We start from the raw sequence: 12404 nt of genomic DNA, 5'->3' as shown, positions 1-12404 counted from the left end.
CGGCCGTGCGACCGGGGGACCGTCCACCGACAACACCTTGTTTGCTCGGTGCGCGTGTCGGGGCGGCTCGGGTACGGTCGTCCGGGGCGGGCGACGTGCCGCCTCGGACGACCTGACCTGCCCGGACGGCCCCGCGTATGAGCCTGACAGGGGATGCGGGGATGCAGTATCCGGCCCAGGTGAGCCGCCCGGCTGCCAGGGGGCCGCCTGGCGTCGCCCTGGCCGACGCGGCGCGGCGCACCGCTCCTCCTCGACACCTCAAGCACTTCAGGGGCAGGCTTGACTGGTGGAGTCTGCGGCGGCTCGGCTGCGCGGCCGCTCCGCACGGCAGGGTCACGTACATCCTTCGTCTCCCCGACCCTGCTACCCCCGCTGCTCACCGTCAGTAGCAGCGCCTCCTGGGGAAGGAGATGCACGACTGTCCCGGATGCCCGGCCTACCGCACTCGTACCAGCGGCTTCTCCCTGCCGGCCACCCCGCCCTGCAACGCTTCGCGGGCCGCTCGCCCAGGAACGCTTCCCCGGCCCCTCAGTAGCGAATGACCAAGCCAGCAGCGAAGGCGCATCACATGCACCGATCGGCTCTCGTCCCCCTCTCCACCGGAACACCGCCTTCCCGGGCAAGGGCCGCGGTCCTCGTCCTGCAAGGGGGCCGCGCGGACGATCTACGGCCGCTGTCCCGGGTGAACCTGCCCGGGTGGCGGATGCGGCCCTTCGCCTCCGCGATCGCGCGCGCCACGGAACGCGAGGGAGTCCTCGTCGCTCACGTCCGCTACCGGCACCGCGGCTGGAACGGCGACGACGCTCATCCCGTCACCGACACCGGACGTGCCCTGGAGGAGCTGCGCGCGCTGACCGGCTCCGTGCCCGTCGTCCTGGTCGGCCACTCCCTCGGCGGTCGGGCCGCGCTGCGCGCCGCGGCCGGGCCTGGTGTCGTGGGCGTCGTCGCACTCGCCCCCTGGTGTCCGCCGGGCGAGCCCACGGCGCACCTGCTCGGGCGCACGGTCGTCGCGCTCCACGACGAGGCCGACTCGGTCACCTCTGCCGCGGACACCTGGGCCTTCCTCGCTCACGCCCGCACCGCAGGGGCCCACGTCGTGGGCATCACGATGCCCAGAGGCGGCCACACCATGCTGCGTGACGCTCGCCGGTGGCACCGCTGCACAGCGCAAGCGGTGACGGCTCTGCTCGGACTCGCTCCCTTCCCCGAGGTACCGGCGGACAGCGCTGAAGCGTTGCGAGGGTGCACCGGACCCTGACCCCTGTTACCGGCTCTCGCGTGCCGCAGCTCCGAAAGCATGATGTGTGACCCGCGGAATTTCGGGCAGACGAGCAGCCGCGCCGCCGTCTACGGACCCCCACTCGTGGGCGGCCGCGGTAAAAGGTGGCTGACGCGCCGCCTGCGGCCCCCCATTCCGCAGGCGGCGCCGGCCCCGATCGCCGACCCTGCGGAAGCGGTCGGGACCCGACGTCACCCTCGTCGTGTACGAACCATCTAGTGGCCCACCGATCTTCGATGGCCATACGACGGCTGCGGCCGGGCCTCGGCGCCCTTCGTCTGAGGCGGTGAGGTCCGGGGCGGATGGGTCGGCGCGGCCTACGGGATTCGAGGCGGACCGAAGGCTGCCCGGCGCATGGAGCAGCGTCAGTCCTTGTAGTCGATCGGCTGCAGCCCAGAGGTCGCCTGGTTCAGGCCGATGCAATGTCAGCGGCCGTTGACACCACGGCCTGGTTCTCACCGAGGGCGTCTCGCCCCGCCGGCATCGAGAGAGGCCAGGGGAATACGCGGGTACCCCCGTCCCCGTCGCTGCACGGCTCGACGGAGCGTGTTCGTGGGCTGTCCGCCCTGTTTCCCCGCGTGGCTCGGCACGATTCAATGAGTCTCCCGAGGCCCCGTTTCAGGAGAAGCATGTCGATCATCGAGTCGATAGGTGCCCCCCTTCTCGCGGTGGCAGCCACCCTCGGCGGAGGCTGGCTGGTCACGACCCGAGTCACCGACCGCTGGGACCAGGTCAAGATGCAGCGCGAGAGGGGGCTCTCCGCCGCCCAGGAGTTTCAGCGGCTGTACGGCGAGTTCGTCGCGATCTGGAAGACCTGGAACGCCCTGACGAGCCATCACACACCCGTCACCACACCCGAGCACAGCGGCTGGAGCTGCCTCGAACGCGCGACCGCCGCCGAGGGAGCGATCGAAGCGCTCATGGCCAAGCTGAGTGCCGAGCGGCTCTTGAGCACGGGCGAGATCGACCTGCTCGGCGGTGTGCGCCAGGCGTTCAAGGTCGTCCGGCGGACCATCGAGCGAGGGGAACCGCTCGACTGGGGGTCCTCCCGGGTCGCGCCCTACATGGCCCTCAAGACGCTCTCGGCCGCCATGTCGGTTCTGCTGTCCACCCCTTCGAGGGACAGGAGCCGGCCGACCGCGGCCCAGGCGGCCCGCGCCTTCGGGCAGATCACCGACAATCGCCACGAGATCTCGTGGATCGCCACTGCGCGTGGCGTCACCGCGGCCGATCGCTGACTGGTCGCGTACAACCGGGCTCCACTCAGCCGCCCACCCCGCCGCGGCAAGGGCGGAGTCAGGTCCAGGGCGTGTGCCAGACATGGTTCTGGGTGCCGGCGAGATCCGCTTCATGAGCGAGGCAGAACGGTGGACCGTGATCGAGGTCAGCAACCAGTCCACCGGGTACTGCCCAGACGTCACCTCCTGGGCGGAGGTCGCCCGCGCTCTCGACGCTGCAGAGCTCCGGCGACCCACCCGCTTCACCCACGAGGTGGTGTTCCGCCGGTGCCCCGAGTGCCAGGAGCACAACATCGTGCGCGAGGACGACTTCGTCTGCGTCTTCTGCGGCGGCGACCTGCCCGCAGTGTGGAACGTGGATCCCACCGCGTGATGGCCAAAGGGTCACGGCCACTCGCTGATGGGCAGCGACCATGACGGTCGTCTCGTAGCGGACGGGGAGTTTGTCGTAGCACGCGGACCTTCTCCAGGACCGTCACGGAGCCGGGGCCCGGCGCCCGGCGTCACGTGGGAAGGCCGCCCACGGGGGCCAGTACGAAGGTGTGCCCGGCCGGATCCATGAACCGGCGTACATCGGTGCGCCGGTCCGTCCTGGTTCCGTTCCTCTCGGCATCCAGGGGACGGGCTCCCAGAGAGATCGCGTCGCGTTCGGCCTCGTCGAGGGCGTCCGGAGCCACCACGATCCACACGTGGGACTGCTGGGAGTCGTCGGGACGGGGCCAGCTGGGCGGGGCGTGTCCGGCGTCGTGGTGGATACCCAGGACGATGCCGTCCGCCCCGGAGATCAGCAGCAGTTCGGGGTGGCCGGGGCTCGGCTCGACGGTGGCACCGAGCAGCTCGGCGTAGAAGCGGGCCAGAGGTTCTGGATCGGTGCTGTCGAGAACGAGGAGGGCGGTCTTGGTAGCGGTCATGGTGTGCGTGTGCCCGCTCAAGTCCCCTTCAGACACGGCATGTTCTCTGTAGCGCTGTTGCTGCGCGACCTGCCCCGGTGCCCAGCGCCCGCTCGCCGCCGAGGCAGGCGTCTACGTCATGGGCCTCGATGACAACGCGCCGGAGTGGGCCGCGGCGCTGTCACTCGGCGACAGGCCGCCTGCGGTCGTACGGTGCTGCCGCGCCCGCGTCGCCCGTAAACCCGGACCGGCCACCGGACAGAATCAGCACTCGATCGTGAAGGTTCGAGAAGCCATACCTACAACAAGCTTCCATCTACAGGCACTTAGCGCGCACTTCCCGTCGCAACATGTCTGCCTTCACCAAAACCAGTGACGGGGTGAAACTGCACCCTTACGGTATGCGTCTGCGTGCACCTGCCCTGCACGTCCGTTGGTACGCGCTCCACGACACAGAATGGGAAGCCTATGTCCCGTCCCGTGCCCGCATACCGATCCAGGCGGCCGCTGCGCACCACAGCGGCCGCCGTGCTGACCGCCCTCGCGCTGACCGCCACGGGAGGCTTCGCCGCCACGTCGACTGCCTCTGAACCGGCTCCCTCGGAGGCCGTCGACGCGTCGACCCCGGTGAAGACCGCTTCGTCCCTGGTGAAGACCGCTCAGAACGTGACCGAACCCGGCCGAATCCCGGTGGACCACGGCTCCACCGTCAACTGGACGGTCAGTTACGCCAACGCCGCTCCGGGGGCCCCGGCTCCCGCCGTCATCACCGACCCCATCGCCGGCGCCGGCACCTCCCAGACCTACGTCCCCGGCTCCCTCAAGGTGCCGCCGGGGTGGACTCCCGGATGGTCCACCGACGGGACGACCTTCACCGACAGCGACCCGGGCACCGCGACCCGCGCCGTACGCGCGAGCCATCCCGCGGCCCGTCCCGGCGGCACCTCCCATGCCGGCCCCCTCCTGCCGCCGGTGCGGCCCACCGCCCAGTCCACCGGCGGCGACGGCTTCACCCCGGTGCTGCATCGCACCGACGACGGTGACGTCGAGGCGTGGAACATGTACCACCACACCGGCCCCGCCGCGCCGCAGGCCGTGTGCAGCAACCTGTCGACCGGCCAGCCCTGTGCGGGCGGCCCGTGGCCTCGCCCCCTCAACACCACCCCGGGCCCCCTCGGCTCCGGCAGCACCGGCAACATCAGCAGCACCCTGACACCCCAGTACGTGCTCGACCCCGGCCGGCCCGGCGTGCTCTACTACCCCGCTGTGACGGCGGCCGCCCTCGGCGTCGGATGCCTGGACCTCGGCGCCCGCGCCAACTGCGGGTTCTTCGCCCTGCGGGCCACCGGCGGCACTCCGTCCAGCGCCAACGGCATGGCCGGTCTCGTCGCGGAGGGCGGCAACCTGTACGGCGTCGCCAGCACCGGCCAGGTGCTCTGCCTGGAGATCGCGAGCCGCACGCCCTGCGCCGGACAGCCGTACGCCCCCGTCGTGCGGCCCAACCACGACCTGCCCGGTGCGACGGGCTCGCTCTACCTCGGCGGCATGACCACAGCCGGTGGCAAGGTCTTCGTCTCCTCATCGCCCCAGACCAGCGGGTCCACCCTCGCCGCCGCGCCCGCCCTGGGCTGCTTCGACCCGGGCACAGCCACGGTCTGCTCCGGGTGGGAGACCGCGCACCCGGCCGGCCCCAGCGCCGCCCACTACACGTACAACGCGTTCACCTCCTACACCTCCTCCGGCGCGGCCAACGGCGTGTGCACCGCGACCAGCAACAGCGGATCGCCGCTGACCACGTGCTACGGGATCGACGGCGCACCGCTCGCCGCACCGGCCACCGGGCTCGGCACCGTGGGCAACGGCGTCCTCGTCTTCAACCCCGAGGTCGTCACCACCGCCGACGACACCCGCAGCTACTTCCCCGTCTGGGGCGGGCCCGTCCCCGGCGCGACCCTGTGCTACAGCTGGACCACGGCGCAGTCGTGCGCCGGGTTCCCGGCCACCGCCACCCATCCGGGCGTGGGCGGCGGCGCGACCCGTGACTACGGCTACACCTACGACGCCACCACCCGCTGCCTGATCGCCCTCGGCGACGCGGGCATCCTCTTCTCCGTCGACCCCGGCACGGGGGCCACTCCGTGCGTGCACAGCGGTGCGTCCGTCACCCTGAAGCCGTCCGACTTCTACTGCGACGGCTCTTCCGGCCACGTCCAGGGGTACACCGAGGCGCGACTCGAAGCCATCGACCTCACCCACGTCGACCTCGCCGCGTCGGCCGTCGCGGTCACCGCCCCGGACGGAACCGTCCTCGCCGCGCCCGCCCTGACCCCGTCCGGCACCGTCGACCTCAGCGGCATCTCCGCCGCCGACCATCCGGCGATCACCGTCACCGTCCAGCTCGTCCTGAACAGCGCGGCCGACTTCACCGCCACCAACCACCCGTCCCTGGTCACGAGCTATCAGGGCGACGCGCCGCAGGTCTGCGTGCGCACGGTCGTCGAGGCGGACTGCGCGGTCACGCAGGTCTCCGACACCGCGACCGCGACCGACGGGTCCGGATCCCTGACCTCCAACACGGTCGACCTCGCCGTTGCACCCGGAGCGCAGTGCAAGCCCGCGGTGACGGTCAACAAGGAGATCTGCACCGTCTCGAACCCACACGCGTGCGGACCGGGCGGCGCGGGTCCCTGGGCCAAGAAGAGCCCCGTGGGCCTCCTGCAACTGCTCGGCACCGCGTACTGGCGGATCACCGTGACGAACACGGGTCCCGTCGCAGCGACCGGGGTGACGGTCAACGACCCCACCACCCACGCATGCCAGACAGCGGCGGGAACCTTCGACCTCGCGGTCGGCGCCAGCAGGCAGGTCTACTGCAGCTCCTTCCTGCTGGCCCTGCCGCTCAAGAACACGGCATCAGCCACCTTCTCCGGGCTGAACGCACCCCCCGGCACTCCCCCGACCACCAGCGCGGCGTCCTCGGCCGTGGCCTGCTCCCTTCTCTGCATCCTGACGAAGGAGTCCTGACCCCGAGCAGCTCGCCGACCCCGATCCGATCTCGTACGGCCGCGCCCTGCACAGGGCGCGGCCCTTCGGCTGCTCCGCCTCCCGGATCGCGTGACCCGGCCGCCGCGGCGCAGGAGGAGTGCCGCGGACTCGCCGGCTGGACGATACTGGCAGGGGCAGCGTGTCACCGCCGCGACGGCTCCACGGCCGGGCGGGGCGGGGCGCGCGCACGTCGACGTCTGCGAGGGGAGCCGCATGAGCACGGCGAAGGACCTGTTCATCATCGCGATGGGATCCGGGCAGGAGCCACCCGTCGGGCAGGGGGACCTGTCGCTCGCCCTCGCGGGGGCCGAGCTGATCGACCTCCTCGATGCCGGACACGTGACCACGGACGGCGACCGCGTGGTGCCTGGAGAGGCGTGGGCTCCTGACGACATCCTCCTCGGCGAGGCGTCCGCCGGGATCGTCCGGACGACGCCGTACGAAGGCATCGAGGACTGGCTGTGGCGCCGGGGCAGGGACCTCTCGGCCACCTACCAGAGCGCGCTGGAGACGGACGGAGAGCTCGCGCGGAAGCGAGGGGGCCGCTTGTCGCTCGGCGCGCGACGGGTGGAACCCGTCGACACTGCGGCCCGCCACGAAGCGGTCGACCGCTGGGAACGCGGGGAACCCGTCCTGGTCGCGCTCGCCTCGGCCGTCGGCATCGACGGCGGACCATCCGACTCCGACGCGGAGCCGGGTCTCGACGACGAGGCCGCCACGGCCGTGGTCGCCGCCGTCCACGACGCGATCATGGAACTGGAGGCCGTCCGCCAGCGACGGACCATCGAGAACGCCGCCTTCGCCAACATCTGGCGCGGGCCGTGAACCGAGGCCCCTCGTCGAGAGCGCGCTGAGGGCGAGCGGCCCCGGGCTGCCGACCGGACCGGATACGAGCGTGCCGCTGAGGCCTGACAGCAGCGTTCTGCCGCCGTGAGGCGGGCCGCGGCGCACTGCGCATAGGCCTGCGGGACGGGGAGACCGAGTCCGGCGCTGAGCGCGGTGAGGACCTGTTGGACGAGGAGCTATGCGGGGTCGGCCTGGCCGGGGACGCGTGTGCGCTGCGCGGGGAAGCGGGGCCGCTGGGCGAGGTCTGGTGGGGCGCTCGAGCGCCAGTCCAAGGCAGTGGGCCGCGATCGTCGGCCTGCGCGGGGCGATGTCGTGGGCGCCGGCGGCCGGGATGCGTGCGGCCGCGGGCGCCGATGAGCTCTTGCTCTTCGTGGAGTAGGCGTGCACCTACGTGGCGACCTCGACGAACTGGTAGGGGGCCACGACCGCCAACCCGGCAAGATCACCAGCCGCCGGTGCCAACGTCCTTGCGGAGGTCCGTCCCGGCCTACGGCCCTGCTTCATACCGTCCGCGCTGTGCGAGCTGCACGAGATCATCGCCGTTGGAAACCCGCGCATTCCGTTCACGGGTCGGCTTCCGCCGCTCCGCGCAGGGGGGCACGTGTGCCGACGGCCGTACGCTCGCCATCGTGGGGCCACCCAGCCGACAGATGCGCGGCCCCATGGAGCGCAGAGCATGAGTGGCGCCCACGTTCACCTGCCACCTTCACCAGCAGGGTCCGCGCCCTCAGTACGGTGTCGACGAAAGACTAGTCCCCGAGGCCGTCCAGGCCCCGCGCTCCACAAGGTCCAGCACGAGGGCGGCGATGTTCCACGCGTCGTCCTCGCCCCGGTGGTGGCGGCCCTCCAGCGGGAGCCCCGCGAGCTGCAGGGCACCTGCCATGCCGGGCCGTTTGCGCAGGCCGTACGCCTCCGTGAACACGGCCTTGGCGTTGGTGTGCGTCTGATCGGCCGGCCGCCCGAACGGGTAGGACGTGCCGGCAGCGCGGCACTGCCGTTCGAACTGCTTGCGGTCGTAGTCTCCCCAGCTCGCCCAGGGGCGGCTGCGCGCGTCATGGGCGTCGGCGAGGATCCGGCACGCCTCGGCGAATCCGACGCCGCCACCGACCTCGGCCGCCGTGAGCCCGGTCAGCTCGGTGCAGAAATCACTCACCTCGGAGCGCTCGGGCCGCACGAGGATCCGATGCCGATCCACACGTCGTCGGGCCGTCAGATCCACGACAGTGAGGCCGATCTCGATGATCTCGCTCACCGCGCCGGGCGGCGGCTGCCCCTCCCAGCAGGTGGCCTCGACGTCGATGACGTTCAGAAGAACCGGTCCGTGTTCCATGGCGGCAGAGTAGGGACGAGGGGCGTGACAGGTCATCCGTATTTCCGCGAGCCGTCGAGCTCCCGTGCATCCTACGCCTTCCCTGCGCTTCAGGGTCCGCCACCCACACGTCGCCGCCGGCGTGTACGGGAAGCAACCACCACCGCCATACGGGGAAGAGAACGCGCTCCTCAGCCCGCCCCGGGTCCGGTTGGCAGCCCTGATGCTGCATGATCGAACGATGCTGGTCGAACTGGTGAAGGTCTCGAAGTTTCCTTCGACTCCCTGGCTGGCCCAGATCCGAACACCGTTCGGAGGAACAGCGGTCCGCTGGTGCGGAGACCAAGCCGCGAAGCCGGGCTCGTACCACGTCGAGTGGACGGTCGACGAGGACATCGCCTGGGGGTGGAACGCGAAACCGGCCGTCGGCGTCGGACCGGGAGTCCGACCCGGCGGGCACTGCGTCGTCCTGTGCGGTCGGATGAGCCTCACAGTGGACGGCGCGGCCGTGATGGACCTCGACGGCACCCAGATCCTGCTGGACCTCGCTGCTCCTCTCCCTGATGGTGTTGACGGCACGTGGGTCGAGCTCTTCATCGAGCGCGACAAGATCGCTCTTTACCCGTACGAGCTCTGACCAGACGTCAGCGCTTCTTCGTCCCGCTCTCCTACGACCGGGGCTCGTCAACGCCACGGAACAGATGGGCATGGCGGCCTCGGAGGTCCCTGCCGATCGCGGCGACAACCCACCCGGGAACCTGGAGTTGACGACCAGGTCGAGCATCCGTGCAGATCACGGAGGGGCGGGGTCCCGCAGGTGTCGAGGACGTGACCGGCATCGACCACCCGGTCCCGCTCGCCAAGCCCGCTCAACCTGTACGCGATCCGGACCCCAATTCTTCGTTGATGCGCTGTTGTTAAACCGTTGATGCGCAGAACTAACCTGATCATGAAACGTTCGGAGATCGACAAGTTCTCCGAGTACACGATCCATCGACCGAACGGGGGACATCTTCCTATGTCCAAGAACATCGCCGCACGCGCCGCCGTGGCCGCCGGCAGCCTCGCCCTGGCCGCCACCGGAGTCCTCGCGGGCGCGGGCACGGCCTCCGCCGGCTCCAGCGGGCAGCAGATCGCCTTCACGGACCACGCCACGCCCGGTCTCCGGCACTCGATCGAGCTCTACGGATACAACCACAACGGCGAGGAGAGCCTGGGCTGCTTCAACATCAACTCGGGCAGCACCACCTACATTTCCGGCTGGTGGTGGCGAGGCGACCTCACGGTCAAGTCGTACAACAGCTACAACTGCCAGAACAGCTACAGCTGGGGAACCCACGTCGCCGTCCCCTACTCCCAGAACGGCGACTGGACCTACGTCACCGGCTACTGAGCCCGCGCGGCTGACCACGGGGGACGTGGGTCACGCGTGATCCACAGGTAGGGCAGCCCGGCGAGACCGCATCGGGTGCGGCTCTCGCCTCGATTGCGGAGCCCGCCCCGCTCGCCGATGAGCCCCGCCACGCACGCACGCGCGCCCGCCTTTCCTCCTCACCCCGAGGACGAAGGGCGGGCGTCTGTCGTTGCCGACATGGTCCAAGCCCTTTCCTCCCAGCTGCCATAAAGCAGTTCCAGTCCAGTCCAGTCCAGTCCAGTCCGCCGGAGCTGTGCGTTCCCGCAGGCGCACACCCGACGCGCCGATCCATGCCGATCAAAAAAGATCAATTACCGAGTCGATCTGGCAACAATGAAACATGTGAGAGTTCATCAAAAAACCTGTGAATAACATGAGTTGACAGCGGAAACATGGACGTCTGGTCACTCATCCGAGAGGCGTAGCTCATGGCATTCACGATCGACAGGCCTCACCTACGCGACAGAGCTCCGCACCGCTTACGGCGCGCGACAGCCGCGACACTGGCCGGTGCCCTGCTCGGCGTTGTCGGCGCGACGTTTCCCGCCGGACCGGCGGACGCGGCCGGAGCGGGGCAGCTGCTGTACGTCTCCAACGCCGGTGCGGGGTCGGTGAGCGCCATCGACCCGTTGACCGGTTCGACGGTGGCCACCATCGACGTCGGCAGCGCGCCGACGGGCATGGCGATCACACCGGACGGCTCCCAGGCATGGGTGGCGAACGGCGCCAGCGACTCGGTCTCGGTGATCGACACCGCGACCAACTCCGTCGTCGCCGCCGTCGCGGTGGGGCGCACGCCCCAGTCGGTGGCCATCTCTCCGGACGGTGGGCGGGCGTACGTGGTCCACACGGACAGCCCCGCCGGTGTCGACGTCATCGACACGTCCTCCCTCGCGGTGACCGCCACCATCGCGGCCGACGGCTTCCCGGACATCCTCGCCCTGTCCCCGGACGGCGGAAGGCTCTACGTCGGGCATTTCTCCAGCAAGACGGTGTCGGTGATCGACACGGTGAGCAACGCCGTCACCGCCACCGTCCCCGTGGGGAACGCGGCCGGACTGGCGGTCAGCCCCGACGGTACCCACGTCTACGTCGCCGACTACAACGACAACCGCCTCTCGGTGATCGACACCGCCACCGCCACCGTCAGCGCGACCGTGCCCGTCGGCAGCCTGCCGCAGAACGTGGCCGTCTCACCGGACGGAAGGCTCGTCTACGCAGCGAACCGGGGAGGTGACTCCGTCTCCGTCGTGGACACGGCGACCAACACGGTCGTCGCCACGGTCCCGACCGGCGCGGGGACCAGCGGCGTGCTGGCCGACCCGGACGGCACCCGTGTGTACGCCACCAACACCTTCGTCAACACCGTGTCGGTGATCGACACCGCGACGCTCACGGTCACCGCGACCGTCCCCACCGGTTCCCGCCCCTGGGGCCTGGCCATGGGCAAGGCCGTACCGCCCGCCGTCACCGCCATCGCCCCGGACCACGGCCCGGCCACGGGCGGCACCACCGTCACCCTGACCGGCAGCCGCCTGACCGGCACCACCGCCGTCACCTTCGACGGCACCCCCGCCAGTGGCGTCACCGTGGTCGACGACACCACCGTCACCGCGACCGCCCCCGCCCACACGCCCGGCACCGTCGGCGTCGCACTGACCGCCAAGGGCAGGACCGTCACCGCGGGGAGCTACACCTACCAGCCCTCCGCGCCGGCGATCACCGGCGTCACCCCCGCCAAGGGCCCGGTCTCCGGCGGCACCGCCGTGACCATCATCGGCACCGGCTTCACCGGCGCGACCGCCGTAGCCTTCGGCGCCGTCCCGGCCGCCTCGTTCACCGTCCGCAGTGACACCCGGATCACCGCGACCGCCCCGGCCGCCACCGCCGCCGGGCCGGCCGACGTCAGCGTCACCACCCCCTCCGGGAACAGCCCGGCCGACCGCTACACGTACACCCGGGACACCACGAGACTCACCGCCGCACCCCTGCTGTTCTCCCTGGCCCCCGGCCAGCTGAGCATCAACCTGAACCTGTCGGCCACCCTCACCGACACCACGACCGGCAAGCCCGTCAGCGGCGCCACCGTGAAGTTCGCCGTCGGCGCGACCACCGTGTGCAGCGCCACCACGAACGCGTCGGGCATCGCGACCTGCGCCGGCCCCTGCCCCGTGGTCGCCGTCCTCCTCCACCTCGGCTACACCGCAGCCTTCACCGGCACCCCCGCCCTGGAAGCCGCCACCGCCACCGCCGGTCTCATCCGCACCGGCTGACCCGCCCTGCCCGAGCGCCGGCCGGGGGGTGCCGCCCCCGCGCCCCGGCTGCGCCCACCCCGAGGACTACACCACCGCCCCACACGAGAGAACACTGGGGGGCCGCACTT

The 12404-nt window shown here is 70.8% G+C and carries 10 protein-coding genes; 8 read left to right on the top strand and 2 right to left on the bottom strand.

Features of this window, described 5'->3' with window-relative positions:
• Positions 1–682 precede the first annotated feature (682 nt).
• The 3 genes from ACFV2S_RS11685 (at position 683) to ACFV2S_RS11675 (ending at position 2890) form a co-directional block, all read left to right on the top strand.
• On the top strand, positions 683–1258 hold the full coding sequence (locus tag ACFV2S_RS11685) for an alpha/beta fold hydrolase (protein WP_385556562.1): 576 nt from the start codon (positions 683–685) through the stop codon (positions 1256–1258).
• Positions 1259–1908: 650 nt separating this feature from the next.
• The gene (locus tag ACFV2S_RS11680) at positions 1909–2517 is read left to right on the top strand and encodes a hypothetical protein (protein ID WP_385556560.1); all 609 of its coding nucleotides are present in this window, start codon (positions 1909–1911) and stop codon (positions 2515–2517) included.
• Positions 2486–2890 (top strand): hypothetical protein, encoded by a 405-nt coding sequence (locus tag ACFV2S_RS11675; protein ID WP_385556730.1) that lies wholly within the window; start codon positions 2486–2488, stop codon positions 2888–2890. Before ACFV2S_RS11680 ends, ACFV2S_RS11675 begins: the two co-directional genes overlap by 32 nt.
• Before the next feature lie 130 nt (positions 2891–3020).
• On the opposite strand, the gene ACFV2S_RS11670 is transcribed toward ACFV2S_RS11675, so the two are convergent.
• A complete protein-coding gene (locus tag ACFV2S_RS11670; protein WP_385556558.1) occupies positions 3021–3428 on the bottom strand; it encodes a VOC family protein in 408 nt (135 codons plus the stop codon).
• Between the two features lie 459 nt (positions 3429–3887).
• Here ACFV2S_RS11670 and ACFV2S_RS11665 point away from each other — a divergent pair, with 459 nt between their 5' ends.
• Positions 3888–6431: a hypothetical protein gene (locus ACFV2S_RS11665; RefSeq protein WP_385556556.1), complete on the top strand. Its 2544-nt coding sequence runs from the start codon at positions 3888–3890 to the stop codon at positions 6429–6431.
• Positions 6432–6665: 234 nt separating this feature from the next.
• The gene (locus ACFV2S_RS11660) at positions 6666–7277 is read left to right on the top strand and encodes a GPP34 family phosphoprotein (RefSeq protein ID WP_385556554.1); all 612 of its coding nucleotides are present in this window, start codon (positions 6666–6668) and stop codon (positions 7275–7277) included.
• A 748-nt stretch (positions 7278–8025) separates the two neighbouring features.
• On the opposite strand, the gene ACFV2S_RS11655 is transcribed toward ACFV2S_RS11660, so the two are convergent.
• Entirely contained in the window at positions 8026–8628 is a 603-nt protein-coding gene (locus ACFV2S_RS11655) for an exonuclease domain-containing protein (RefSeq protein ID WP_385556552.1), read from the bottom strand.
• Positions 8629–8848: 220 nt separating this feature from the next.
• Between ACFV2S_RS11655 and ACFV2S_RS11650 the strand changes: the two genes are divergently transcribed.
• The 3 genes from ACFV2S_RS11650 to ACFV2S_RS11640 all read left to right on the top strand — a co-directional run bounded on the left by ACFV2S_RS11650 (position 8849) and on the right by ACFV2S_RS11640 (position 12294).
• Positions 8849–9244 carry a hypothetical protein gene (locus ACFV2S_RS11650; protein WP_385556550.1) on the top strand — a complete coding sequence of 132 codons (396 nt, stop codon included), beginning with the start codon at positions 8849–8851 and terminating at the stop codon, positions 9242–9244.
• Between the two features lie 381 nt (positions 9245–9625).
• Complete coding sequence (locus ACFV2S_RS11645; RefSeq protein ID WP_383783908.1) at positions 9626–10000, top strand: hypothetical protein; 375 nt, start codon at positions 9626–9628, stop codon at positions 9998–10000.
• Positions 10001–10449: 449 nt separating this feature from the next.
• Positions 10450–12294 (top strand): IPT/TIG domain-containing protein, encoded by a 1845-nt coding sequence (locus tag ACFV2S_RS11640; RefSeq protein WP_385556548.1) that lies wholly within the window; start codon positions 10450–10452, stop codon positions 12292–12294.
• The last annotated feature ends 110 nt before the right edge of the window (positions 12295–12404 follow it).

It is taken from the genome of Streptomyces sp. NPDC059695 (assembly GCF_042733785.1).
Lineage (GTDB): Bacteria > Actinomycetota > Actinomycetes > Streptomycetales > Streptomycetaceae > Streptomyces.
This window is presented reverse-complemented; position numbering and strand designations above follow the sequence as displayed.